This is a genomic window from Gemmata algarum, from assembly GCF_034097035.1.
Taxonomy (GTDB): Bacteria; Planctomycetota; Planctomycetia; order Gemmatales; family Gemmataceae; genus Gemmata; species Gemmata algarum.
This window is the reverse complement of record NZ_JAXBLV010000225.1, coordinates 1-26,000: the sequence shown is the minus strand read 5'-3', so window position 1 is coordinate 26,000 and position 26,000 is coordinate 1. Positions and strand designations below refer to the sequence as shown.

Below are 26,000 nucleotides of genomic sequence, written 5' to 3'. Positions count from 1 at the left end.
AGAGAAAAGGGGTGCCGAGAGGGTAACCCGTTGCGCGGGCGGTGTCCACAACGCGAATTCGATAGTTGCGAATTGGCGGCGGCGTTACAGCCGGTCCCCGGAGTCGGCGGCGGTGAGCAGCGTCAGGTCGGGCCGCGCGAGGTGCCGCGACGTTTGCAGGTGGCTCAGGTACTGCTGCGTGATCGCGTCCGACAGGATCGGCAGCCAGCCCGCGACGTGGTCCAGCAGCGCCTTCAGCGCGGGCCGCGTCCCCTCCTCCACCACCGCGAGCCGTTCGGGCTCGGCCATCCGGACGGACCCCAGCGCGGCGAGGGCGAACCGCTGCTCCGGGGCACGCCCGGCCGCCCCAGTGGACCGCGGCAGGTGGTCCACATCTTCCGCCAGGGCCGCGAGCTGCGACGCGAGCGACCGCGGGTTCGTCTCGTCGTCCACGAGCAAATCCAGCACGGCCTCCGCGCGCAGGCTGCTCATGTAGCGGCGCCGGTACGTCATCCCGCTGTCCGCCACCTCGAGCACGGCGTCGAGCACCGGCCCCTCTTGCGGCGACACGTTGACCAGCGTGGCCCGGATGAGCCCGATGGTGTGCAGCGACCGCTCGAGCTTGCGGCCGAGGTCGAGGAACCGCCAGCCCTCCCCGCGGGTCATGCTCTCGGTCGCCAGCCCGCCGAACGCGGCCAGCGTCACCACGGTGCGGTTCAACAGGTCGAGCACCGCCGCGGGCGTCGGGCCGTCGTCATCGGCCGGCGGGCGGGTGAGTTCGCCGAGCGAGTTCACCACCCGCCACATGTCGAGCGAGATGAGGTCGCGCACCACCGACGCGACCGACCGCACCGCGTTGACCACAGAAGCGAGGCTGTTCGGGTCGGAGCTGTCGAACACCGCCGGGAACACGCGGTCGAGCGGGTCACATTCGGCCTCCCCGCGCGGGCACTTCGGGTCCGCCGTAATCGCCAGCGCGTGCAACAGGCACGGCAGCTCGGGGCTGTCCACGAGCCCGGACCGCTCGGTGATCCGCACGACGATCCCGCGGAGCAGCCGCGTCAGCCCTTCGGCCCGCTCGGCGTAGCGGCCGAGCCAGTACAGGTTGTCCGCGGCGCGGCTCGGCAGGTTCCCGCCGGAGCGCGTCAGAGCGACGCGCTGGCCGCTCCCGGGCAGCAGGCTGAAGTCGCTGACCGCGGCGTCCGCGAGCACCCAGGTGTCCTTGCTCCCGCCGCCGCGCTGCATCGACACGACGGTGGTGTCCGGGGACGCGCTCACGCGCGTCAGCCCGCCCGGCATGCACATGAACCCGCCGTTCGTGTCGGCCGCGAGGTACGCCCGCACGACGAGCTTGCGGCGCACCAGCCGGTCCCCGTCGAGGACCGGCGCCGAGGACAAATCGAGGCGGTCCTGCGCGACGAAGTTCCAGGGCCGGGCGTGCAGCCGCTCGACGAGCGCGAGCCGCTGCGCGGCCGTCAGTTCCGCCGGGAACACGGGCTCGATGCGCGTCGCCGGGAACACCGGTTTGATGACGAGTTGGCTCAGGTGGTCGAGGACGTACCGGAGCGAGTCGGGCTCGCCGCACCACCACGTCCCGACGGACTCGAGCTTCAGCTCCTCGCCCAAAACGGCGCGGCAGAGCCGCGGCAGGAACGCCGGTAGGGCCGGCGTTTCGAGGAGCCCCGTTCCAAGCGCGTTGGCAACGACCACGTTGCCGCTCCGGGCCGCGTGGACCAGCCCGGGGACCCCCAGGAACGAGTCGGGGCGCAGCTCGAGCGGGTCGCAGAAGTCGTCGTCCAGCCGCCGGAAGATCACATCGACGGGTTGCAGGCCGCCGAGCACCTTCAGGTAGACGCGGTTGTCGCGGACGGTGAGGTCACCGCCCTCCACGAGCGTGTAGCCGAGGTAGCGCGCGAGGTAGGCGTGCTCGAAATAGGTCTCGTTGTACGGCCCGGGCGTGAGCAGCACGACGCGGGGGTTATCCTTGTTGCGCGGCGCCAGCGCGCGGAGCGTGTCCCGGAACGTCTGGAAGAAGAGCGCGAGCCGGTGGACGCGGCAGTCGCGGAACGCCTCGGGCAGCGTCCGCGTCATCACGATACGGTTCTCGAGCGCGTATCCCGCCCCGGAGGGGGCCTGGGTGCGGTCGCCGATCACCCGCCAGTTCCCGTCGGACCCGCGGCCGAGGTTCGCGGCGTAGAGGTGCAGGTACCGCCCGCCGGGCACCTTGATGCCGTGAACGGAGCGCAGGAACCCGGGGTTCGGGAACACCAGCTGCGGCGGGATCAGCCCGTCCTTGAGCAAGCGCTGCGGGCCGTACAGGTCCGTGAGGACGAGTTCCAGCAGCTTCGCGCGCTGGATCAGCCCGCGGCCGAGGAACACGGACTCGTGCGTCGGGACGAGGAGCGGGATCGGGTCGAGCTGCCACGGGCGGGCGATCCCGTGCGGGTCGCCGTACACGTTGTAGGTGACCCCGTTCTCGCGGATGAGCTGCTTCGCCTCGCGCCACCGGCCCGCGAGCTCGTCGCGGCCGAGCTCGCGGAGCGCGTCGTCGAACGCGGCCCAGTGCGGGCGCGGCTCGCCCGCCTCGTCGACGGCCTCGTAATAACCGGACGGCTCGGCCCCGGGGCGAAAATCGCCGCCGGGCGCGAGGCGCGGGTCGGTCAGGGGTTCGGTGAGGCCGTCTGACATCCGTAAGTGCCGGGAAGAGGCGGGGCGCGGCGACCGCGGCCCGGCGGCGCCGTTGCCCTATTCTAGGACGGTTACGGAAGCGCGGCCGAGCGTCTGTTGCTGCTCGGCCGGGGCGAACGGCCGGTACCGAACCGGTTCGGCCGTTCGCAGGTCGAGGGTGAGCGGGAACTCGGGATTCGGCTCCTCCGGCGGGACGTTCACCGGGCCGGGGGTGTGCCCGAACGCGAAGAACCGGGCGATGCGGCGGCTCTCGGCCGCCAGGGCGTTGACCGGGAAGCTCTCAAAGGCCATCCCGCCCGGGTGGGACACGTGGTAGGTGCAGCCGCCGATGCTGCGGTCGTTCCAGGTGTCCAGTAAGTCGAACACCAGCGGCGCGTGGACCGGGATCGTGGGGTGCAGGCAGCTCGGCGGCTGCCACGCGCGGTACCGCACGCCGGAGACGAACTCGCCCCGCGTGCCCGTGGGGTGGAGCGGGACGCGGCGGCCGTTGCACGTGAGCACGTGCCGCGGGTCGGTGAGGCCGCGCACCTTCACCTGCACGCGCTCCACCGACGAATCGACGTAGCGGCTGGTGCCGCCCGCGGCGGCCTCCTCGCCCAGCACGTGCCACGGCTCGATGGCGGTGCGCAGCTCGAGGTTCACCCCCCGGTGCGTGACGGCGCCGAGCACGGGGAACCGGAACTCGACGTGGGGCGTGAACCACGCGGGGTCGATGGCGTACCCGCCGCGCTCGCGCAGCTCGTCGAGGGCGTCCGCAAAGTCTTCCGCCACGAAGTGGGGCAGCATGAACCGGTCGTGCAGCGACGTGCCCCACCGCACCAGCTTGTGGTCGTAGGGCTTGCGCCAGAACCACCCGACCAGCGCCCGCATCAGGAGCTGCTGGGCGCAGCTCATGCGGGCGTGCGGCGGCATCTCGAACGAGCGCAGCTCCAGGAGCCCCCGCCGCCCCTCGGCCGAGTCCGGGTTGAACATCTTGTCGATGCAGAACTCGGCCCGGTGCGTGTTCCCGGTCGCGTCCGTCAGGAGGTGCCGGAACAGCCGGTCCACCAGCCACGCCGGCGGGTTGCGCCCCTCCCCCACCTGTCCGAACGCGATCTCCAGCTCCCGCAGCGCGTCGTGCCGCGCTTCGTCCACGCGCGGGTGCTGGCTGGTCGGCCCGACGAACAGCCCGCTGAACAGGTACGACAGCGACGGGTGGTTGTTCCAGAACCCTACGAGGCTCTTGAGCAGGTCCGGGCGGCGCAGGAACGGGCTGTCCGCGGGGGTCGAACCGCCGAGCACGACGTGGTTACCGCCGCCGGTGCCGGTGTGGCGCCCGTCGAGCATGAACTTCTCGGTACACAGCCGGGCCTGCCGCGCCTCTTCGTAAAGCGTGGTGGTGATGTGAACCGCCTCGTCCCACGACCGCGCCGGGTGCATGTTCGCTTCGATCACGCCCGGGTCCGGGGTGATGCTGAAGTGGTTCACCCGCGGGTCGTGCGGCGGCTTGTAGCCCTCGATCAGCACCGGCCGGTCGAGCTTCGCCGCGGTGGTTTCGACGGCCGCGACGAGGTCGAGGTAGTCTTCGAGGAACCGCGCCGGCGGCATGAACACGTGCAGCACGCCGCCCCGCGGCTCGACGCACAGGGCGGTGCGGACGACGCTCGCGGGCCGGTCGGCGTGTGCAGCCCCGTTCGTGGACGGCAGCGGCGCGCGCCGGCGCCCCCACTCGTCCCCGAACCGCGCCCGCGCGTCGCCGTCCGCAAAGGGGCTGTCCGCAAAGAGGCTGCTCCTCTGCGTCTTTGTCAACTCGGAGGGCTGACGCCCTCCGCTCGCCTGGAACCGGAACTGTGGGAGCGGCCCGCGCTCCGCGAACGGGTCGCGCGGCTCCATGAACTGCCGCGCCGACGGGTCCTCCCACGGGACCGAGTCGAGCGGCAGCCGGAACCCCATCGGGCTGTCGCCCGGGATCAGGTACAGGTGCTCCTTCCGCAGGAACCACGGGCCGCTCTCCCACCCCGAGCCCGCCCCGAACGCGCGGCGCAGGGGGAGCACGGTGCCGACCGGGCTCCCGAGCTTCTGCTCGAACACCCGCGCGAGCCGCGCCCGTTCTTCGGGGTCGTCGAGCCTGCTGTCGAGCGGGTCCACGTTGGCCGGCAGCCGGCGCTCGCGCCACAAGTAGTACCACGCGTCCTCATAGCCCGGGAGCGCGTGCCGCGGGTCCACCCCCAGCACCTCCGCCAGCGTCTGCGCGAACCGGGCGGCGTCCGCGGACCCGAACCCGTACGCGCGGTCCCCGTCGGCGGTGAGCGTGGGGTCGATCCAGATTGGCTCGCCGTCGAGCCGCCAGTAGCAGGAGAACGCCCAGCGCGGGAGCTGCTCGCCGGGGTACCACTTCCCCTGCCCGTAGTGCAGCAGCCCGCCCGGCGCGAACTGGTCCCGCAGCCGTTTCAGGAGGGTCACGCCCTGCTTGCGCTTCTGCGGCCCGAGCGCGGTGGTGTTCCACTCGGGGGCGTCGCGCTCGTCGGCGCTCACGAACGTCGGCTCGCCGCCCATCGTGAGCCGCACGTCCCACTCGCGCAGGTCGGCGTCGATGCGCTGGCCCAGGGCGTTGATCGCCGCCCACTGCCCCTCGGTGTACGGCTTGGTGACGCGCGGCGCCTCGTCCAGCCGCGTCACCGACATGTGGAACTCGAACCCCTCTTCGACCTTGTCGTCCTCGTCCCTTTTGGCCCACGAGTACGAGCCGGTGACGGGCGCCGCCGACTGCGGGTCGGCGGTGCAGGCGAGCGGGATGTGCCCCTCGGCGGTCATCAGCCCGGAGGTGGGGTCGAGCCCGACCCAGCCGGCGCCGGGCAGGTAGATCTCGGTCCAGGCGTGCAGGTCGGTGAAGTCGGCCGACGGGCCGGCGGGGCCGTCCAGCGGCTTCTCGTCGGCGACGAGCTGGATCAGGTACCCCGACACGAACCGCGCGGCCAGCCCCAGGTGGCGGGCGAGCTGGACGAGCAGCCACGCCGAGTCGCGGCACGACCCGCGGCCGAGTTCGAGCGTCTCCTCCGGCGCCTGAACGCCGGGCTCCATCCGGATGACGTACTCGACCTTGTCTTGAACCGCGCGGTTCAGGCCCACCAGGAAGTCGATGGCCTTCTCGCCGCTCTTGCGCTCCCGCTCGATCAGCCGCTGTAAAAGCGGGCCGGCGGGGAGTGTCTCGAAGTACGGGGCCAGCTCGCGGGCGATGGCCGCGTCGTACCGGAACGGGTACTCCTTCGCGTACTCCTCCACGAAGAAGTCGAACGGGTTGATCGGGGTCAGGTCGGCGATCAGGTCCACCGTGACGACCAGCTCCCGCGCCGGCTTCGGGAACACGAGCCGGGCGAGGTAGTTCGAGTACGGGTCCTGCTGCCAGTTCAGGAACTGCTCGGCCGGCTCGACCTTGAGGGAGTAGCTCGGCACCGGCGTGCGCGCGTGCGGCGCCGGCCTCAGCCGCACCACGTGCGGCAGGAGCGTGACGGGCCGGTCGTAGGTGTACTTGGTGACGTGCTGGAGCGCGACCCGGATGCCCATTCGTGTGGTTCCTGTGGCAGGAGAGCGGGCGGACGAAGTCTTCCCTTCTGGGGCGTGCGAAGTCTCAAGTCGTCAGGTCCCAAGTCATCAAGTCGGCGGCGCCCGTCCCACCGCATGCCCCGACTTGACGACTTGGGACCTGACGACTTGAGACTTCGCGCCCTCACGACTGACTCTGGCTCTGCGTCGCCGTGGCCGGCCCGGGCCGCACGCCGGAGCCGGGCGGGCGCACGTCCGCCGCGAAGAACGTCGCGTGGACCGCCTCGCCGATCCGGTGGACCGAATCGACCACGTGCGTCAGCGTCTCGTGCAGCCCCTCGCGGATCACGTCCGGGATCGCCCGCGCGTCGAGGTACGCGATCAGCTCGCCGATCAGCCGCTCGGGCTTGGTGCGGTCGCGCCCGACCGGGTTGCCCGCGGCGGCCGCGATCGCGGACTCGCACTCCCACAGGCACCGCTTGATCGACCGCGGGAACTGCTCGTCGAAGATCAGGAACTCGGCGACCGCGGTGGCCGGGTCCATCGGGGTGGCGCGGGCCTTCTTGTGGAACGGCTCGTACCCGGAGCAGCTCATCAGGATCGCGACCCAGTGGGCGTTGTCCACCGGGCTGCCCACGTCCTCCACCTTCGGCAGGAGCGTGTGGTACTTCACGTCCATGATGCGGGCCGTCTGGCTGGCCCGCTCCAGGTACGTGCCGAGCTTGAAGAACTCCCACGCCTCGCCGTGGCTCATGGTGGCGTCGGCGACGCCGTGCAGGAGCTGGTTGATGCGCCGCACCTCGGCGTAGAACTCGCTCCGGTTGCCGTCGTACAGCTCGCGGCTCTCGGGCGCCTGCATCCAGAGGTGGTAGTGGTTCATCCGCTCCCACATCTCCGCGGAGATCACCTCGCGGATGATGCGGGCGTTCTCCCGCGCCCACGCCAGCGACGACGCGATGCTGAACGGGTTCTCGCGGTCCCAGGTCATGAACACCTGGACGTGCTCCGCGGTGGGCTCTTCGGCGTAATCGTGGATGCCGGAGATGATGAGCGCCGGCCGCCACTGCTGCTCCACCGGCACGTGGAAGTCGAGCAGCAGGGTGTGGTTGACCTCCAGCACGCGCGCGGTGTTCTCCGAGCGCTCCAGGTACCGGGCCAGCCAGAAGCAGTGCTCCGCAACACGAGAGATCATGCTCGCTCCACGGCCTCTCTGGGGGCACAGGGCTCCCGCCCTGTGCTACGTCCGCCGGCCCCTCCGGGGCGGAAAGACACGTTAAAAGGCAGAAGTATCAGAGCAAAAGGTTGCGTCTCTTTTGCCGTTCGACTTTTCTCTTTTGCCCCGGGTTTGTACCCCGTCCTCACTTCTCCAGCACCCACGAGTCCTTGCTGCCGCCGCCCTGGCTGCTGTTGACCACCAGCGAGCCCTTGGTGAGCGCGGTGCGGGTGAGGCCGCCGGGCAGCACCCACGTCGAGCGCCCCGTAATTATGTACGGGCGCAGGTCGAGGTGCCGCGGGGCCACGCCCTCTTCGGTCCAGGTGGGGCAGGTGCTGAGCGTTACAACCGGCTGGGCCACGTAGTTCCGCGGGTTCTCGCGGATCTTCTCGGCGAACTCCGCGCGCTGCGCCGCCGTGCTCGACGGCCCCATCAGCATCCCGTACCCGCCGGACTCGTTGACCGCCTTCACCACCAGTTCGCCCAGGTGCGCGAGGGCATACGCGCAGTCGTCCGGGCGGGCGCAGATGTACGTCGGCACGTTCTTCAGGACCGGCTCCTCCGACAGGTAGAACCGGATCATGTCTTCCACGTAAGGGTACACGGCCTTATCGTCCGCGACGCCGGTGCCCACGGCGTTGGCGAGCGTCACGTTGCCCGCGCGGTACGCGCGGAACAGCCCGGGGACGCCCAGCAGGCTGTCGGGCCGGAAGGTTTCGGGGTCGAGGAAGTCGTCGTCCAGCCGGCGGTAGATCACGTCGACGCGCTGCGGGCCGCGGGTGGTCTTCAGGTACACGATGTCGTCGTGAACGAACAGGTCCGCGCCGAACACCAGTTCGACGCCCATGTGCCGGGCCAGGAAGCTGTGCTCGAAGTACGCCGAGTTGTACTGCCCCGGCGACAGCACCACCACGCACGGCGGCGCGCCGGCGCCCGCCGGCGCCACCGACGCCAGCGCCTCACGCAGGCGGTGCGGGTAGTCTTCGACGCGGCGCACGCGGATGTCCGCGAACAGTTGCGGGAACACCTTCTTCATCACCGCGCGGTTCTCGAGCACGTAGCTCACGCCGCTCGGCGTCCGGCCGTTGTCCTCCAGGACCAGGAACCGGCCGTTCACGTCGCGGATCAGGTCGGTACCGCAAATGTGAACGTACACCCCGCCCGGCGGGCGGAACCCGACCATCTCCTTGCGGAACCCCTTGGACCCGAGGACCAGTTCCGCCGGCACCACGCCCTCGCGCAGGATCTTCTGCTCGTGGTACACGTCGTACAGGAACAGGTTGAGTGCCTGCACGCGCTGCACCAGCCCCTTTTCCAGAGCCGCCCATTCGGCGGCCGGGATCGTGCGCGGGATCAGGTCGAACGGGAAGATCTTCTCGACCCCGCGGCGGTCCGAGTACACGCTGAACGTGATCCCCTGGTTCACGAACGCGAGGTCGGCGCCGCTCCGTTTGAGCTGGAACTCGGTGTGTTTAAGCTTCCCGAGGCGGTCCACGAGCGTGGCGCAGTGGGCGTGTGGCGCTCCGGTGCGGTTAAACAGTTCGTCCCACGCGGCCGGGTGTGCGGAGTACCCGTCGAAGAGTCGCGGCATCGAATAAACACCGTTCGTACTCGGAGCGAGCCGCGGTTGTGTACCGACAGTGGACATTGGGCAAGTCCTCGTGCCACAGAACAAGGCTCGCATTGCACCGAGAGCGGGCAACGTGAGCCAGTTTCGCACTCAGAACGGGCTGCATTCGAAGATGTACGATGCGAATTGCAACTGTGATGCCGGAATAGCTAGCAACAGAATTTTCGGCAACGGGCAGACCCGGAGTCCAGATCTCCCGCACCCGATGACCGGGCTTGCGAATTGCATGCTTCGTTCTGGCTTCATATCCCGGGCAAACGTGCCCGGAGTACGAGCAACCGCAACTTGTCGATGAGCGACGAGTTCCGACGGGAGGTCAGCATCGGGTGCGAGTGCAACCACTTGCCGAGCAACGGTTGCACTCGCCTTAATACCTTTTGAAATGCGTGTGACCTGCGAAACTTCGTCCGCCTTCACTTCAGCGGAGGGGCCGAGCCTTCGGGGGCGGCCAGTGCCGCGGCGGCGCCAGTTGCCCCTGTGCTTTCAGGAAGCGGCGCCGGTTGCTGGGGCGGCGGAACGGCAGTAACGGCCGCGGCGGCCACATCGGTCGTGTTCCGCCCGGCGCGCCAGGCCTTGAAGCCCTTCCACATCATCGGCAGCACCGACAACGCGATGACCACGACCACGACCTTGTCGATCTGCTTCGCCCAGGTGAAATCGGGCTTGCCGAGGAGCTGCTGAACCGGCGGATCGGCCAACGGGATCAGGTAGTAGCCGAACAGGATCATGCTGAAGATCCAGCCGATTCCGCCGAACACGTTGTACGACAGGAACGTGCGGAACTCCATCCGTGTGGCGCCCGCCACCACCGGCACGAACGTGCGGACGATCGGGATGAACCGGGCGATCACGATCGTCTTCCCGCCGTGCTTCTCGTAGAACGCGCGTGCGCGCTGAAGGTACTCCTGCTTGAAGAACCGGCTCGACGGGCGGTTGAAGATCGCCGGCCCGGCCTTCCACCCGATCCAGTAGCCGACCGTATCGCCGACGACGGCCGCCACGCTCAGCACGATCAGCAGCGGCCACAGGTCCCACCCGCCGATCTGGGCGACGATGCCGACGACCACCAGCAGCGAGTCGCCGGGGAGCAGAAAGCCGATGAGCAGGCCCGTTTCGGTGAACACAATCAGCGCGACCGCGACCAGCGCCGCCCAGTACACGCCGGCCGGCTCCAGCGCCGCCCGGAACTTCTCCGGGTGGCTCAGGTTCCGCGGGTCCACCAGCGTTTTGGTGATCTCCCAGACCTGCGAGAAGAACTCTTCCATGTCGCGCGATGTCCTGTGAGGTGCGAACGGCAGCGGCCGGGGACAAACGACGGGGCGTGTGCGGGACACACCGTGCGTCTCCCGCACACGCCCCGCTTCGGACTTCACTTCACCTTCGTGCGGAGCAGCTTGAGAACCACGTCGTCCTGGCCTTCGCCCTGGTACATGAACCCACCTGCGGCTCGTCAAGAAAGCGGCAGTGTGACGGGCGCGTGTATCGGGGTCCGCCGTCGCGTTCTTGCCCCGCGCTATGCTGGGCGTGTGACAAGAACGCGACGGCGGTCAGCAGGCGCACGGCGGTCACTTCTCGGCCTTCTTGAGCTTCAGCACGATCACGTCCTCTTCCGCCTTGAACGCGTCGTCCGTGGGGAACAGCTTGGGCCGCTCGCTCTTCTCGGTGAACACCAGCGTGAGCTCCCCCTTCTCCAGCTTGTAGATGCCGGGGAACGACTTGCCCTTCTCCGGGCCGTCGCTGGGGACGAGGTCGATGGTCGCGAGCTTGTCGTCCGTGCCCACCTTGATCTTGCCGACCTTCTTGTCGTCCGGCCCGAACGCCATCACGAACTCGTCGCCCTTGATGGTCACGGTGGCCGTGTCGGTCAGCTCCTTCTGGGCGGCCCGGCCGCCCTTCTCGGCGGCCGTGACCTTGTACGTACCTTCGAGCTCCTTCAGCCCCTTCTCGTCCGCCGCGGCGCTCGTCAGCGCCAGGACCAGCACCGCGAAGGCGAGCACAAGGTGTTTCATGAGCGTCGTTCCCGTCGTGAGGGTGCAGAAACCGTAGCCGACAGTCTACGCCCGGGCGCACGGCGCGGAAATGGGAAACGGGCCGCGGGCCGCGCCTTGACCGCCCCCGCCGGGTGCCGTTACAACGGAACGGTTCCTTTCGCCCGGGCGGGCCGGCGCCATGACAGACGAGTTGGCCGAAGCGCTGGTCACGCTGTTCGAGCGGCTCGGCCCGTACGCGCAGACGGACCCGCAACTGCGGGCCGCGGTGCACGGGCTGGGGCGGGCGGTCTCCGCGTGGGCCGCGCAGCTCGCCCCGCCGGCCGCGCCCCGGCCGGAGGCGACCGCCGCCGAACCGGCCCCGCCCGCTCCGCCGGTCGTGATCCCCCCCGACTTCACGCTCGCCCGCCCGCCCGAACCGGCCCGCCCGCTCTACCAGGACGAAGAGGGGCACGGGGTCGCCCCCGTCGAGCCCGCGGTGATCGCCCGGCGGTGCCGGCTGAAGGCCGAGGCCGCCCGGGTGGTCGCGGCCCGCAAGCGCGGGGACGCGGCGCCGCACGACGACCTCGTGCGCCGGGCCGGCGCGGTGCCCGACTGCGACCTGTGGATGCTCCACCCGGGGAGCTACGCGGACGCGCCCAAGGCGTGGGACGACCTGGCCGGGGCGTTCGCGGTCGGCGCCGAGGCCGCGGACCTGCTCGCGGCGCTGGAGGGGCTGCCCGAGCCGCTCGCGTCCCGGCACCGCGAGCAGGTCCTGTACGCCGCCGCCGAGGCCCAGGCGGTGGTGTGGGCCGGCGTCCTCGACGTCCGCCGCCGCGCCGACAACGACCAGGTCCACCTGTTCGTCCACGTCCGCGAGCGCGCCCGCGAGCACCGGATCTACATCAACCGGTACTTGCGGAAGGAGGACCGCGTCCCCGCGGACCGGTGGCCGGAGCTGCTCGCGCGGCTGGCGGCGCTCCGCGACGCGCTCACCGACGCCCGCAGCAAGGCCCGCAGCCGCGAGAAGAGCCTCACCAACCTGAAGTACAAGCTCCGGAAGATGGCCGCGGCGCCCGCGGCGGCGACCGGCGACTGGCCCCGGGTGCTGGAGCTGCTCGAAGAGGTGGTGGCGGCCGGGGTGCCGCCGAGCAGCGTCGAGGTGCGCGAGCTGCTCCTGCCGGTGCTCGACGCGCTGCCGGAGGACCTGGAGCCCGGGCCGCACGCCGGGCGGGCGTTCGCCGCGGCGACCGAGTACCTCGCCACCCGCCCCGCGCCGGCGGAACCGTTGGGGGCGGCGGAACCGCCGGGGGCGGAGGTGCGCGCCGCCGCCGACCTGCTCCGCGGCCGGGAGCTGGTGCTGATCGGCGGTGTGGAGCGGCCCGCGGCCCGCCGGGCGCTCGAGGCCGCGCTCGGGCTGAGTCGGCTCAACTGGCTCTCGACCCGGCCGCACGAGTCGGTGACGTACTTCGAGCCCGCGGTGGCGCGCCCGGCCGTGGCCGCGGTGCTGCTCGCGATCCGGTGGTCCAGCCACAGCTACGGCGACGTGAAAGAGTACTGCGACAAGTACGGCAAGCCGATCGTGTACCTGGCCGCCGGGTACAACCCGAACCAGGTGGCCCACCAGATCCTCACCCAGATCGGCGAGCGGCTCCGCGCCCTCGGCCGCACCGGGTAGAGGCCAGACGACCTGTTCACCGCAGAGGGCGCGAGAAGGCGCAGAGAAAACCGAGAGGAAATGTGCGTGAGAATTACGTCCACGCGCGCCGCGCGAATGCTCTTCTCCGGTTTCGTCTCACTATTCTTGCATTTTCTCCGCGCCCTCGCGCGCCCTCTGCGGTGAACAAGTCGTCTGGCCTCCGTTCTCGGCTACGACTTCAGCACCCCGATCTGCTTGCCGACCTCGGTGAAGGCCGCGATCGCGCGGTCGACTTGCTCCGGGGTGTGCGCGGCGCTCACCTGCATCCGGATGCGGGCCTGGCCGTGCGGCACCACCGGGTAGCTGAACCCGATCACGTAAATGCCGCGCTTCAGCAGCTCGTCGGCCATCTTCGTGGCCACGGCCGCGTCCCCCAGCATCACCGGCAGGATCGGCGTGGGGCCGGGCTTGATGGTGAAGCCGGCCGCCTCCAGCCCGCCCCGGAGCTTCGCGGTGTTGGCCTTCAGTTTGGCGCGCAGGTCGGTCGCCGATTCGGCCAGTTCGAGGGCCTTCACCCCCGCGGTCACCAGCGCCGGCGGCACGCTGTTAGAGAACAGGTACGGGCGCGACCGGTTGCGGAGCCAGTCCACGATCTCGGCGCTCGACGCGGTGAACCCGCCGCTCGCGCCGCCGAGCGTTTTGCCGAGCGTGCCGGTAATTACGTCAATGCGGTCCAACACCCCCAGCTCTTCGGCCCCGCCGCGGCCGGTGGCGCCCAGGTGCCCGGTCGCGTGGCAGTCGTCGATGCCCACGGCGGCGCCGTACTGGTCCGCGAGGTCGCAAATGTCGGGGAGCTTCGCGAGGTCACCGTCCATGCTGAACACGCTGTCGGTGAAGATCAGCTTGAACCGGCACCCTTTGGCCTCTTCGAGCTTGGCCTTCAGGTCGGCCATGTCGTTGTGCTTGTAGCGGAACCGCTGGGCCTTGCAGAGCCGCACCCCGTCGATGATCGAGGCGTGGTTGAGCTCGTCGGACAGGATCGCGTCCTGGTCAGTGAGGAGCGGCTCGAACAGCCCGCCGTTGGCGTCGAAGCACGAGATGTAGAGGATGCTGTCGCCCTTGCCGAAGAACTTCGCGATCCGCTGCTCGCCCTGCTTGTGAACGTCCTGCGTGCCGCAGATGAACCGCACGCTGGACAGGCCGTACCCCCATTCCTTGATCCCCTCTTGCGCCGCCGCCACGATCTCCGGGTGGTTCGCCAGCCCGAGGTAGTTGTTGGCGCAGAAGTTGATGACGTCCTGCCCGTTCACCGTGATGCCCGACATTTGCGGCGAGGTGATGCGGCGCTCGGCCTTGTACAGCCCCTTCGATTTGAGGTCCTCAAGCTGAGTGCGCAGGAAGGCGTTGATGTTATCGGCCGGCATGAAAAAGCTCCGTGTTTGGAGCCGGTATTTTAGTGGGCCGGCCTCCGGGCACCAGAACCGGGCCGCTGCCGCGAACGGGCGTCGAAGCACTCCGGTCGGTTCAAAAGCGGCACGCGGCGGGCGCCGAATCGGACCAAGCTTGGTTGATACGCAAGTTGTTCGGTGCGGGATTCGCGGTGGCGCTCGACGCGCAAGGCGTTTCGGACGTGTCTTCCTTCCCCTCCCTTCAGGGAGGGGCCGGAGGTGGGTCGCCACCGCGAATCCCACACCGAATACGATCCCGCGAAACAGTCACTTCTCAACCGGATTCGGCATCAGTCCTTCGTCACCGGGCGGAGCAGCCGGCACGCGTAGCGCCCCAGGCGGATCAGTAGCACGCGGTTCAGGTAGCCGGTGGTCACCTTCGCGCCCACCTTGCCCACCACCTTCCCGACCACGCCCGCGCTCACGCTCACGCCGACCGTGCTCATCGCCTCGTTGAACAACTGGTCGTACTGGTCCTCCGCCAGCTTCTCCCACTCGGTCGCCTGGCCCGCGAGGTAGGCGTTGAAGAATGTTCGCCCCATCAGCACCGCCGTCCCGGTGCGGCCGGCCCGCAGGTTGTACAACTGGCACAGCTCCGAGAGCATGGAGAACGTGTAGAACAGCGTCGCGCCGGAGTCGATCATCGCGTTCGGGGCCACGGCCGTCAGCACCCAGATGCGGCTCGCCCAGTACCGGGCGCGGGCCTCCGCGGCGGCGTCGATCACGCTCTGGAACTGGTCGCGGAACCGCGCGAACCACTGGTCCGACGAGGCGAACTTGTCGTGATCGAGCAGTTCCGCGCGAACCGCCTTCAGCCGCGCGACCGCGTCGGGCGTGAGTCCGAGCTTTTCCAGGGCCCGGCGGTCCCTTTCGGTGTCGATGGGGTACGTCTTCAGGTACGTCTCGATCTGCGCCCGCGCCTCGTTGGTCCGGGCCGCCGCGAGCCACCGCAGCCGGGTGCGGTTCGACAGCTCCTTGATCCCCTTCACTCGCAACTGCCGGTTCTCGCGCAGCCGCACGTACAGCACGAGGAACCGGACGAAGGCGTACAGTACGCAGCACCCGAACAGCCCCAGTCCGGCGTACCCGACGTACTGCGCCCACTCCGGCTGCGCCGCCAGGGCGTGGAGCAGTTGGGCGGTCTGGTTGAACAGGAACACCCCCAGCACCCCGGTTACGCCGAGCAGCGCCGCGAGCGCGATCGGCGAGCCGAACCACCCGAGCCAGCCGAGCCCGGTGGGGTCGGAGGTGAGGAGCAGTTCCGCCTCAGCGACATCGCGGGCGGCCTGCTCGTCGTCGAGGAGCTTGAGCTGGGCGAGGTCGGCGCGGCTCAGCTCGGTGAGGTCCGCGGGCACCTGGGGCGGGCGCCCGAGTTCCGTTTCACCCGGGCGCAGCTCGAGTCCGTCCGCGCCCTCGGGTACCGGCGGGCGCGCCGGCGTGGGCACGCGCCCGGGGGCGAGCGCGGCGCCGGGCACGCCGATGCGGAAGTCGTCGTCTTCGGCCTGCATCGTTCGATCCTCGCGTGAAGCGGTGTCCGGCGCGGCACCATTGTACCCGACTTGCGGGCGGGCCGGAACGGACCTACATTGAGCCTCTAATTCAACCGGAGCCGCGGACGCATGAACACGCCACCGACCACCTTCAAGCCGATGACCCTCGCGCTCGCCGGCGCGGGCCTCGCGCTGACCGCGCTGCTCCCGCTCGCGTTCGCACAGGCGCCCGCCGAGTACCGCGTGTGGAACGCCAGCGTGATCGGCGCGCTCGCGATTTTCGCGGCCGCCCGGCTCGGGCTCTGGCAGGGCCTCGCGCTCACCGCGGTGGCGATCGCGCTGAAGGACCTGGGGCTGTACCTCACCACCCCGTGGTGGGAGCCGTACCCGCTGTCGTGGCTGTACTTCGCCGGGTACGCGCTGAGCGGCTGGGCTCTGCTCCGGCGCTCGCCGTCCGTGGGGCGGGCCGTCGGGGTCTCGCTCGGCGCCAGCGTGGCCTTCTTCTTCGTCAGCAACTTCGTGAGCTGGCTCGAACTGGCCCTCCCCTATGAGCGTTCGCTCGGCGGGCTGTTATCTTCATATGCGGCCGGGGTCCCGTTCTACCGCGGCACGCTGCTGGGCGATGTCGGGTTTGGCGCGCTGTTCTTCGGGGCACACGCGGTGCTGGCCCGGGCTTATTTCCCGGCGGAGCGCGTCAGCGCGGCCCCGGCGGCACACGAGGCGGAGGGGAACTGGTGAAATACGCGGCCGTCATCGAGTACAGCCAGGATCAAGAGCTGGTGGGCACGCACCGCCCGGCGCACCGGGCGTACCTCGCGAGCCTGATCGAGAAGAACCAGCTCTTCGCGAGCGGCCCGACCGAGGACGGGTACGGCGCCCTCATCGTCTACGAAGCCGACTCGCCCGAGGCGGTCGAAGCCCTCATGAAAGCGGACCCGTTCTTCGCGGCCGGCGTGTTCCTGAAGTGGACCGTCCGCCCGTGGAAAATGGTGCTCTTCAACCCGAAACTGGCACCGCAAGCGTGAACCGACGGTGGGGCCCCACATGTTCGATGGCGGCATCGAACATGTAGGGCGCAGTTGGTACCCGTCACCAATCTCCTGCCGTTCGTGACGGCGTGATGCAACGTTACACCACGCTGGGCCGGTCAGGGACGACGAACTCTGGCACGTCCGCCTGAGCGAACCGCTCCAGCAGCGCCTCGGTGCCGTGCTCCCGCTCGAAGTCCCGCTCGGCCGTGTGCAGCGGCACCAGCTCGTAGAACACCACCTCACGCCCGTCCGCGGCGTCGAGCCGGCCCAGCGGGTCCTTGTCCGCCAGCAGCAGCCAGCACGTCAGCGCGGTGCCCGGGCCGAGCGGCTGCGGCGGGTCCCCGTTGGCCACCACGGCCACCGGGCCGCCGAACCCCGTCCCAGCGTCGAACGGGTGCCGGGCCAGCCGCCGTAACCAGTCGAGGGGCCACCGATACTCCGGCTCCAGCCACCGCGCCGGGTCGTCCGGCCAACCCGACAGGTGCACCGCCAGTTCGGCGTACTGGTACTCCTCGCCGCCCGGCCCCGGCGGCTGGGGGCGGGCCGACATGCCCTCGGTGAACAGGCACACTACCCCGTCCTCGCGAACGGCCACCCGGACCGCCACCGGCGGGTCGCCGTCGGGCACCGCCGGTACCCAGCCCCGCGGCCGCACCGGGCCGACCGCCCACGCCACGTGGTCCGGCACGGGGTCCGGCGGCGGCGGCGGCACGTACCCTGGCACCTCGTGCGACTCCACACCACCCTTCGACCGCAGGTATGCCGCGATCTCGTCACGCCCGTAGTCGAGAGCCCACGTCAGCGGCGTGCGGTTAGTGCGGTCGAGCACATTCAGGTATGCCCCGGCCTCGACCAGCAACCGCACGACCTCGGTGTAGCCTTGTCGTATGGCTGAGGCGAGAGGCTTGCAGTAGTCTTTGTCCCCGTCCCACCCGTAGTTGATGTCCGACCCGTGTTCGATCAGCCACCGTACCGTCTCGGTGTAACCGCCCATCACCGCCGTTCCAAGCGGTCGATCTGGCAGCCGTGGGTCCTCTGGGGTGTTCACGTTCACCCCGCGCGCAACTAAGAGGGCAACGAGAGCCGGGTTGCTGATCGAGCCATGTATCATTCGGGCCGCGACCTCCTGCACTGTAACCATCTCAGGGTGTGTCGCGAGCAAATGGGCGATACTAACGAGGTCGCCCGCCCGCTGCAACTCGAAGTAACGAATCTCCAAATCGAGCATATTCATGGGATGTAGTTCTTCATGCCGGGGAGGTCTTGGTCTATGAACCGTTGCCCCATCTGCTTGAGAATGTCGATGATGCCTGTGACGGGGGTGCTCTTTGGAATTTTGCGATCGAAAGATATCTTGAGCTGATTGCGGATGTACTCAATAGCCTCAACGGGGTGGTGTGGCTTCGGGGCGAAAACGAGGTTCTCCTTGTCCCAAAACGGGTTGATGCCGTAGTAGAGGAGGATATCCCTTGCCTCCCGTGCGGCGACTTGGGAAGCTTCTAACTGGATCGGATCAGGCGTATCGCTCCCATCCTTGTAGACGATGTGGTGGCCGTGGATGCCGGTCTGGTTAGGGTAAAGCGCTTTGTAGGCCGCCTTCGTCCGGCCGAAGGCATCTCCGCCGATCCGGTCGATGTATGCCATCCATCCACCCATCGGCCCACCTGTAATCCGCTTCTCTTCTTTCAAGTGAGTTACCGAGATGGCTGGGAGATCGAGATACTGCTTGAGCACACCCGGCACGTCGGCCATGTAGCCGGGGGCGGTTTCCCCCTCGAACCACAGTTCGTAAGCGAGAAGGCTGCTGAGGGCGGACTGCTGTCCCATCGCACCGTACTTGCCGCGCGTCCGAATAGCCCGAATGATGTCACTTTCCTCACCCGTCGTGAGGCGGTTGGCGGCGGCAGGGTAACTCTTCACCTCCTCGACCACCTTCAGCCCGCTGAGGAAGTTGATCGAGGCGTCGTAGGTATTGTGCGCCCACGCGGCCCAGCCCCAGTGCTCCTCGCCCACGAAGTATGTGTGGTAGTCGGCCACCCGAAGGTTGTACACCGGCTCCCATGTTCCGGTGTCGTACACCTCACCCACCGGCACCCACTCCCCGCTCAGCGTGGCAATGCGGTCGCCCTCCTTCAGGGCCCCGGCGGCCGTCCATCCCCGCTCCTGCACCCAGAACGGGTGCTCCGGCGTCGTGCGGATCAGCTCGCCGCCCGAGAAGTGCAGGTGCAGCACCGGCCCGAACCGCTCGAACCGCTCCTCGACCACCTTCCACTCGGCCTCAGCACCCGGGTCCCGTTCCGGCCGCGACAGCACCTCCTCGCCCGGCCGTACGTCCTCGACGTTCCGCCACCCGGCCCGGGTCATGATCTTGGTGCCGGCGGCGAAGCAGTTCGACGCGAGTTTACCGAAGGCGTTGGCCTGAAGCGCCTCCACCACCTTCGCCTCAGCCGCCTCGACCTTGCGCGCCAACTCCAGTAGCGCCGCCGGGGTCGGTTTGTTCGCGGATTGGGGACTGACCTTCGTTTTCTGCGCCAGCTCCCGGGCCGCCGCAAGCAGGGCGTTGAGCTGGGCGTCCGCCCGCCTCCCGATCAGCCCCTGAACAGTCACCACGTCCACGAACTCGTAGCCGGCCCCAACCTTCTTGGCCAGTTTGACGCTGACCCCGGCCTTGTCCGTCGCCACCCACAGCACGTATGTGGTGGTGCCGCGGTAGACGAACTGTTTGGCCGGCGCAATCCGCCCGTCGAACAGCGTGCCGCTCGTCCCGCCCGGCGTTGCGCCCGCAGCCGCGCCTCCCCCGGCCACCTTCGCGGCCACCTTGGCCACCACCGTCCGGAGGATCGCGTTCACCTTCTGCGGCACGTACTGCACCGCCCGCCGCAACTCGTTGGGCAGATTTCCGAGCCCGAACTGGCCCGCCATCCCGCCCAGCAGCACCGGCAGCGCGTCCTGAAGACCGGCCCGCACCTTACTCTTAACAGCCGCGATCGCGTCGGCCTCGCTCAGCCCGGTCTCGCCGAGCGTATCGATGACCGATAGGAACTGGGTGAACAGCCCGGTCAGCCGGTCCTTGTTGGCGATCACCCAACTGACCCCGTTGTACACCGACAGCAGCGCCCCCGCACCCGGCACGAACTTCGCCGCCACTTGCGCCCCCAGCTTCCCGAGCGACTCCGTCACCTTCTTCTCGAACGCCTCCTTCATCTGGCTCATCAGGACCGCCGGGTCCAGGCTCAGCGCGCCCCGCTCCTCCGGCGTCAGCGCGTCGATTTCCGCCTTCACCTTATCGATAAACGCACGCACGCTCGTGACCGGGGTGCCGTCGGCGCCCTCGAACCACGCCGTCACCTTCTCCAGGGCCGCCAAGTTCCCCGCGCCCAGTTGCTCGCGCACCACGTCCATCACGTGCTCGATCGTCAGCCCGCTGTACTGCAGCAGGAACTCTTTGATCGTGTTTGCGTCGGCCCAGTTCGCCGCGCCGAATGTCGTCACGAGGGCACTTTGCCCGTCACCCATAAGCCATTTGAACAGCGCGTCCGCCAGCGCGCCGGGGCTGACCGACCCGTCCGGGTTCTGCGACGGTACGAGGTCGCTCACGAACTGGCCGACGCCCTTCGCGAACCCTTCGAGCAGCACGTTCACCACGCGGCCCGAGTTCGCCGCGAACGCGCTCACCAGCGCTTCGCCCTTGTCCGCCAGTTGCGACCCCAGGCTTCGCAACAGCAGGTACGTATCCACCACCTGCGACCATGTGGTCGGCGTCTTGGGCGTCTCCAGGGTCACCCCCAGCCCGCCGGCTTCCTCCGTCCCGATGTACGACTGCACCCCGCGCACGATCTGCCCGTTGTGGACGAAATACGCCCACCCGAAGATCGTCACCATGCGGTCGTCGTGGTTCGGTACCGGCACCGTGAACGCCCCGCTCCCGTTCGTCAGGTGCGTGGAGTCCAGCAGCTCAAAGTTGCCGCCCCCGATCGAGAACTGCTCCACGTCGTACACCCGCACCTGGGCGTGGTACACGACCTCGTACCCGAACGTTGCCGCCATCAGTGCGCTGGCCGGGTCGAGACTGAACCGCACCGTAGCCGCGGTTCCGACCGGCCAATTCACCTTGTGGATGTTGCTGTTCACATACGGGTTGAAGTCGGCCGGCACCGCCGTCCCGTCGAGCGTGAACGTGCCGTAAATGGCGTGCGACCGCACACCGCCCCACGTCACCTCGGCGTTGTCCTGCGGCCCTTCCACGAACACCTTGACAGGCACATGCGGCCCCTCCGGCGTCTCGCCGTCCGTCACCCAGGCGCGCACCGTGTGCAGTTTGCCGCGGGTGTAATCCGGCAGCGCCAGCCACGGCGTCTGGGTCACGACCTCGGCCGCACCGTCAATGACCCAGTGGAACCGATACTCGCCGTCCTCGTGGGGGTTGTCCGCGGCCGTCATCGGGTCCGCAACTTTCGTGAAGGCCAGTGCCTGACCCTCGGTCAGCGACCACAGTTCGACCCAGTCGTTCCCCAGGTCGGCCGCCTGCCACCCGGCCGAAAACACGAAATTGGGGGCGACGTTGTTCACCGTCACCGCAGCGGCGAATTCTTTCTGCAGCCCCCATTCGTCTTCCAGCCGAATCGTCGCAGTGAATGTGTTGCCCGAGTCGGGCACGTCCAAATACCGGTGGGTGAAGCTGATGGACCCGTCCGGGTTGATCCGGTAGTCGCCCTCGTTGATCTGCACGAACTCCTGTTCCGCCGGCTCGCCCCAGTTCACGTAGGCCGTCACGATGTCGGCCGCGTCCGGGTCCACGATCCAGACGGTCACGGTCGCGGTGCCGCCCTCGTCGATCGGGCCGCTCGCCAGCGCGAAGCCGGCCGGCGGGGCGTCGGCCACGGTCACGTGGAACCAGTCCTGGGTCGACAGACCGGCGGCGCTCGTGACGGTCACCCGCACGTCCCACTCGCCCGCGTGCGCGAACGTATAATTCGGGTTCAGCGTGGTCAGCGCCGGGTCGACCTCGAAGTCCCACTCGTAGTCGTCGGAGTAGAAGCTGAACGCCCACTCGACGCTCACGATGTCCTCGCCCGGCGCCACCGTCGCGACCAGCGGCTTCGACACGCCGACCACGGCCGTCATGTCATTCGGTACCGTCAATTCCGGCGGCGCCGGCTCCACATCGACCGGCAACGTCAGCACCTGAACCGCCCCGCCGGCGCCCGTCACTCGGGCGGCGACCGTGCGGTTGCCCGCGGTCGCGTAGGTCGTGGTGAACGTGGTCCCGGTGGCCCCTGCCGCCGGCTGAAAGGTGACGCCGTCGTAGTCCGAATCCCACTCGACGGCCGCCGGCGCCGGCGCATCCTCCGCCAGCCAGAAGGTCACCTCCTGCCCCCGCACCGGCGGCTCCTCGTCGGTCTCGATCCACAGTTCGTCGTCCGCGATCCACGCTGTTACCGGATCGGGAGTACCGACCACATAAGCACTACCGGCCATCACCGGCCCGTAGACTGGCAGGAGTTGTGCAGTAACGGCCTCCCACCCCTCGGCAACAGTGTCGTCCAGCACCACCAGATTCAGGTCGTAGACGCTCTGTCCCGGCGTAAACGTGACGCTGACCGGCCCAGCCACGCCGCCCCCTGGCCCGCCGGGCATCTCGTACACGCCACCGTCCAGCCCCGGCGGACCACCGGGCAGGGGCGGGGCGCCCGGTACGCTGTAGTCAACTCCGTGCGTCGCGCTGCCGGTAAGTTGGAAGGAAACCGCCAGTGACGCCCCGGCGATAGCGGCTTCGTCACCGGAGCGGGTGAACCGGAACACGACGGGCGTGCCCGGCTCGGCCCCGTCGGCCAGCCGGGAGAGCGTGACCTGTGTGCCATCGGGCACGACACGCTCCTCCAGGGGCGTGATCTCCAGCCGGGCGCGGGCGGCGCTCACGCTCGGGAAGTCCGCACGGAGGGCGAACAGCCGGTCGAGACGTGTGAAGCTGGCGCGAATGTGGTTGGCAAGCCGACGAATGGGCGTGGGCATGGAAGAGAATGAGTTGGGCGCTGTGGCGGCTCGCGTCCGACGCGGACCGCCGACTCACATTCCCGATGCGTCCTGCACCGGACGGGCCGCCAGTTAGTCGAAAGCCACGAATCACTGGCCGAGGGAGAGGGTAACATCGAAAATATTCGTCCGTCAATGCGAAAGAAGCCATCGATTTTCTGAATAAACGAAGCGTGGGTTAGTTTGCGGCAATCGGTGGAGCGACGAATCATCGGCTGGCCAACGCGCCGAAGAATTCTGAACGTTCGAGGCACGTGCGGCGAGCAATTCAGTTGGAGCAAGTGTCTTTACTTCGTGACATTTTTGACGGCACCTTCCGCACCAGAACGTTCTCGTCTGCGTGGCGCACCGGCGCGGTGACATCACTCGCGCACGGGATGTACGAGTCGCGCGACTTCTCTGCGATGCCGATCCTCGCCGACGCACTTCAGGACGCGGGCTGCGAGGACGGCGCCGTCCTCGACCACTGCCGCGACCCGCACGGCGTCCACGTCCGCGGGTGCTGGGTGGTTGACCTCGTACTCGGCAAGTCGTGACGCTACGCTTGTGGGGAGGAGGCGCACCGATGAGCACCAAACCGCCACCAACGGCGGCCCGCACGTTCCGGTTCAACCGCGAGCAGTACCACCGGCTCGGCGCGCTCGGCTTCTTCGGCGGGAAGCGCGTCGAACTGATCCGCGGCGAAATCGTCGAAATGAGCCCGATCAACTGGCCGCACCAGCTCGGCAAGATCAAGCTCACCCGGGCACTCGAAGCCGCGTTAGCCGGGATCGGGTGGATCAACGAGCAGGGGCCGCTCGCGATCGGCGATTCGGAGCCGCAGCCCGATGTTGCGGTGATCGCGGGCCGGCCCGAAGACTACACCTACCACCCGCGAACGGCCCTGCTCGTGGCCGAAATCTCGCACACGACGCTCCCCGAAGACAACACCACGAAAGCCGAGCTGTACGCGACGGCCGGGATCGCGGACTACTGGGTGCTGGACGTGGTCGGTCGCGAACTGCACGTGTTCCGCGACCCGCGACCGCTTCCGGCGGGGCTCGGCGCCACCGCGTACCACACGCACCACGTGTTCGGCCCAACCGATCGCACCAGCCCGCTCGCCGCGCCCGGCGCGACGATACTTGTCGCTGATTTGCTGCCGTGACCACATTGAGACGGAACTGCCCACCACGTCCCCGCGGGTGCGACGCACCCGCCGACGGCCCTAATTAGAAGCAGAGACGGAATGAGTGATATTGATCTCGCGGTGACACGCGCGAAGGCGCTGGAAGGGCTGATGGAAGCGATCGGCGCGACGGGGAAGGGCCTGCACGACAAGGTCACGAGCGTGCAGGCGAAGTTGCCGCAAACGCTGGTGCGCAAGATCCGGTTCGTCGCGACCGTGCGGAACAAGATCGTTCACGAGGCGGATTACAAGCAGATCGACGACCGCGCCGGGTTCGCACGCGCGTGTGATGAGGCCGAGGCGGAGCTGCGGGCGATGGCCGCACCGCCACAGGTCATTAACAAGGGGTGCTTTGGGCTGGTAGTGCTGTTCGCGCTGACTGCCGGTGCGCTGTGGCGGGCGGTATAAAGCGAGACGAGGTCTGGCGCCCCGAAGCTTTTAGGGGCCGCCGGACCTCGTTCTTTAACACGCTCAGCCCTGCAAGTGGGCTTCGAGGAAGTAGAGCGACTGGTCGATGTCGCGTGACACTTCGGTGAACAAGTCGGCCGTGTCCTTATCACCGAGTTCATCGGTCTCGTCGATGGCCTCGCGGACCGTCTTACCCAGCGCCGCGTACCGGTCGGCGAGCGCCGCGACCACGTCCATCGACTTGTACACCCCGGCCGAGAACTCGGCCACCCGGCTCGACGCCGCCGCTTGGCGCGCCGTACCGGTCGCGATCCCGCCCAGCGCGGTCACGCGCTCGGCGAACTGATCGACGTGCCCTTCCAGCAGCTCCGCCAGTTCGTCGAACAGCTTGTGCAGCCCGATGAAGTCGCGGCCCTTCACGTTCCAGTGCGCATACTTGGTCTGCGACATCAGGTCGAACGTGTCCGCGACGTGCTGGTTCAGCACCGAGATCAGCTTCGCCCGGACATCAGCGGCGAGGTCGATGCGGGTCGGGTACGGCGGGGCGGCATCGGCCTTCTTGGCGGCGGTGTTGGTGCTCATCGGTCGATCTCCTGCGGAGGGTATGTTGATCCACCTGACACGGGGAACTACCAGCGGCAGGTGAGAGCCTAACGCACGATTCAACCGATGTACAGCAACGGCCGTGCCGATGTCACGGCCGCGGGGCGGCCGGCGGGACGAACGGCAGCGGCGGGATGTCGTCGAGAATGGTCGGCGTCCCGGGCGAGGGGAGCGGCGGTATGGGCGGGGGCGACGGCACGGACGACGGCAGCGGCGGCACGCTCGGCAGCGGAGTACCCGAGAGCGGCACGGGCAGCGGCAGGTCCGGGGCCGGTACCGGCAGGGTGCTCGGCAGCACCGGCACCGGCGCCGGCAGCGCGTCCGTGCCCGAGGCGCCCGGCCGCGGCGGGTCGAACGGCTTGATGACCGGGAGTTCCGGCTTGGGCAACACCGCGACCGGCGCCGGCTCGGCAGGAGCACTGACCGGCGTGCGGCTCGGCGGCCCGGCCGGGCGTGCCGCCGTGGGCTCGGACGGAGCCGCGGCTTCGGTCGCGTACCGGTACCCGAGCTGGTACTCGCGAGCGGACACGTCGGCCCCGGGCGCGGGGGGCGTCGGGCCGTGCGCGCGGCGCTCCGCGTAGCCGTCGATGAACCCGTCCCGGAACTCGTCCGAGAACACCCGATCCGGGTTCCGGTCGCGGACAGAGGCCCACGCCGTTCGCGCCTCGCGCCGCGCGTCCCGGGCGAACACGGACCGCGGCGCGGCGTCGTGCCGCAGCGCCCCGCAGCCGGTCAGCACCGGGACGAGACACACCGCCCACACCACCAACGTCCGGCCCATGACGACCTCTCGTTCAAAGGGCACACGGCGCGCGTGCCCTACGCCGCACCGGATGCCCGGCGCGCCAGTGGCTCCCGAATCACGCGCCACCCGCTTTGAGAAGGTGAACCTGTTCTAAATCGGCCGAACGTAGCGATCAGATTCAGTGACCGGGGGAAATTCCGCGCCTGCGCCGGTTGCGCCGTCCGCGTCGTGTGGCAGAGTTGCCCCAGTACGGATGGCGGCGCCGGTTGGCGCGAGGGGCGGGCAAACGGAAGCTCACTACTCAGCTTGATTCGCTGCCCCCCGGCCCCGTAGCGGTCGATGAGTGCGACACCGGTTCGAACACGGCACCGGCCAACCGCCTCTGACATTACAACTTGAGGAGCGATTCCCGTGGCTAAGGCAACAGCAAAGAAAG

The 26,000-nt window shown here is 68.8% G+C and carries 18 protein-coding genes; 6 read left to right on the top strand and 12 right to left on the bottom strand.

Annotation, left to right across the window (positions count from 1 at the left end):
• Nucleotides 1-84: 84 nt before the first annotated feature.
• The 6 genes from R5W23_RS27885 to R5W23_RS27860 all read right to left on the bottom strand — a co-directional run bounded on the left by R5W23_RS27885 (nucleotide 85) and on the right by R5W23_RS27860 (nucleotide 11,041).
• Complete coding sequence (locus R5W23_RS27885) at nucleotides 85-2,667, bottom strand: circularly permuted type 2 ATP-grasp protein (RefSeq protein WP_320689199.1); 2,583 nt, start codon at nucleotides 2,665-2,667, stop codon at nucleotides 85-87.
• 57 nt (nucleotides 2,668-2,724) lie between these two features.
• Nucleotides 2,725-6,210, bottom strand: coding sequence for a transglutaminase family protein (locus R5W23_RS27880; RefSeq protein WP_320689198.1), 3,486 nt, complete (start codon nucleotides 6,208-6,210; stop codon nucleotides 2,725-2,727).
• 163 nt (nucleotides 6,211-6,373) lie between these two features.
• Complete coding sequence (locus tag R5W23_RS27875) at nucleotides 6,374-7,381, bottom strand: alpha-E domain-containing protein (RefSeq protein WP_320689197.1); 1,008 nt, start codon at nucleotides 7,379-7,381, stop codon at nucleotides 6,374-6,376.
• Between the two features lie 166 nt (nucleotides 7,382-7,547).
• Nucleotides 7,548-8,993 (bottom strand): circularly permuted type 2 ATP-grasp protein, encoded by a 1,446-nt coding sequence (locus tag R5W23_RS27870; protein ID WP_320689196.1) that lies wholly within the window; start codon nucleotides 8,991-8,993, stop codon nucleotides 7,548-7,550.
• Nucleotides 8,994-9,445: 452 nt separating this feature from the next.
• Nucleotides 9,446-10,297 carry a DedA family protein gene (locus R5W23_RS27865; RefSeq protein WP_320689194.1) on the bottom strand — a complete coding sequence of 284 codons (852 nt, stop codon included), beginning with the start codon at nucleotides 10,295-10,297 and terminating at the stop codon, nucleotides 9,446-9,448.
• Between the two features lie 300 nt (nucleotides 10,298-10,597).
• Entirely contained in the window at nucleotides 10,598-11,041 is a 444-nt protein-coding gene (locus R5W23_RS27860) for a TIGR03067 domain-containing protein (protein ID WP_261189752.1), read from the bottom strand.
• A gap of 160 nt (nucleotides 11,042-11,201) precedes the next feature.
• Between R5W23_RS27860 and R5W23_RS27855 the strand changes: the two genes are divergently transcribed.
• Entirely contained in the window at nucleotides 11,202-12,677 is a 1,476-nt protein-coding gene (locus R5W23_RS27855) for a hypothetical protein (RefSeq protein ID WP_320689193.1), read from the top strand.
• A 191-nt stretch (nucleotides 12,678-12,868) separates the two neighbouring features.
• Here the strand turns inward: R5W23_RS27855 and kbl are convergent, their stop codons facing one another.
• Together kbl and R5W23_RS27845 are read right to left on the bottom strand one after the other, a co-directional pair.
• Nucleotides 12,869-14,062, bottom strand: coding sequence for a glycine C-acetyltransferase (kbl, locus tag R5W23_RS27850; protein ID WP_320689192.1), 1,194 nt, complete (start codon nucleotides 14,060-14,062; stop codon nucleotides 12,869-12,871).
• A 314-nt stretch (nucleotides 14,063-14,376) separates the two neighbouring features.
• Nucleotides 14,377-15,594 (bottom strand): DUF697 domain-containing protein, encoded by a 1,218-nt coding sequence (locus R5W23_RS27845; protein ID WP_320689191.1) that lies wholly within the window; start codon nucleotides 15,592-15,594, stop codon nucleotides 14,377-14,379.
• Nucleotides 15,595-15,705: 111 nt separating this feature from the next.
• Here R5W23_RS27845 and R5W23_RS27840 point away from each other — a divergent pair, with 111 nt between their 5' ends.
• Together R5W23_RS27840 and R5W23_RS27835 are read left to right on the top strand one after the other, a co-directional pair.
• Nucleotides 15,706-16,314, top strand: coding sequence for a DUF6580 family putative transport protein (locus R5W23_RS27840; RefSeq protein WP_320689190.1), 609 nt, complete (start codon nucleotides 15,706-15,708; stop codon nucleotides 16,312-16,314).
• Nucleotides 16,311-16,601: a YciI family protein gene (locus tag R5W23_RS27835; protein WP_010049825.1), complete on the top strand. Its 291-nt coding sequence runs from the start codon at nucleotides 16,311-16,313 to the stop codon at nucleotides 16,599-16,601. Before R5W23_RS27840 ends, R5W23_RS27835 begins: the two co-directional genes overlap by 4 nt.
• A 103-nt stretch (nucleotides 16,602-16,704) precedes the next feature.
• On the opposite strand, the gene R5W23_RS27830 is transcribed toward R5W23_RS27835, so the two are convergent.
• Together R5W23_RS27830 and R5W23_RS27825 are read right to left on the bottom strand one after the other, a co-directional pair.
• Nucleotides 16,705-17,841, bottom strand: coding sequence for a suppressor of fused domain protein (locus R5W23_RS27830; RefSeq protein WP_320689189.1), 1,137 nt, complete (start codon nucleotides 17,839-17,841; stop codon nucleotides 16,705-16,707).
• The gene (locus R5W23_RS27825) at nucleotides 17,838-22,619 is read right to left on the bottom strand and encodes a polymorphic toxin-type HINT domain-containing protein (RefSeq protein WP_320689188.1); all 4,782 of its coding nucleotides are present in this window, start codon (nucleotides 22,617-22,619) and stop codon (nucleotides 17,838-17,840) included. The genes R5W23_RS27830 and R5W23_RS27825 overlap by 4 nt, the downstream gene beginning before the upstream one ends.
• Nucleotides 22,620-22,921: 302 nt before the next feature.
• On the opposite strand from R5W23_RS27825, the gene R5W23_RS27820 reads away from it, so the two are divergent.
• The 3 genes from R5W23_RS27820 to R5W23_RS27810 all read left to right on the top strand — a co-directional run bounded on the left by R5W23_RS27820 (nucleotide 22,922) and on the right by R5W23_RS27810 (nucleotide 24,216).
• Nucleotides 22,922-23,176, top strand: coding sequence for a hypothetical protein (locus tag R5W23_RS27820; protein ID WP_320689187.1), 255 nt, complete (start codon nucleotides 22,922-22,924; stop codon nucleotides 23,174-23,176).
• A 29-nt stretch (nucleotides 23,177-23,205) separates the two neighbouring features.
• A complete protein-coding gene (locus R5W23_RS27815; RefSeq protein ID WP_320689186.1) occupies nucleotides 23,206-23,787 on the top strand; it encodes a Uma2 family endonuclease in 582 nt (193 codons plus the stop codon).
• An 81-nt stretch (nucleotides 23,788-23,868) separates the two neighbouring features.
• On the top strand, nucleotides 23,869-24,216 hold the full coding sequence (locus R5W23_RS27810) for a hypothetical protein (protein ID WP_320689184.1): 348 nt from the start codon (nucleotides 23,869-23,871) through the stop codon (nucleotides 24,214-24,216).
• A 63-nt stretch (nucleotides 24,217-24,279) separates the two neighbouring features.
• Here R5W23_RS27810 and dps read toward each other — a convergent pair whose 3' ends face one another.
• Both dps and R5W23_RS27800 read right to left on the bottom strand, forming a co-directional pair.
• The gene (dps, locus tag R5W23_RS27805) at nucleotides 24,280-24,798 is read right to left on the bottom strand and encodes a DNA starvation/stationary phase protection protein Dps (RefSeq protein WP_320689183.1); all 519 of its coding nucleotides are present in this window, start codon (nucleotides 24,796-24,798) and stop codon (nucleotides 24,280-24,282) included.
• A 112-nt stretch (nucleotides 24,799-24,910) separates the two neighbouring features.
• The gene (locus tag R5W23_RS27800; protein ID WP_261189740.1) at nucleotides 24,911-25,600 is read right to left on the bottom strand and encodes a hypothetical protein; all 690 of its coding nucleotides are present in this window, start codon (nucleotides 25,598-25,600) and stop codon (nucleotides 24,911-24,913) included.
• Between the last annotated feature and the right edge of the window lie 400 nt (nucleotides 25,601-26,000).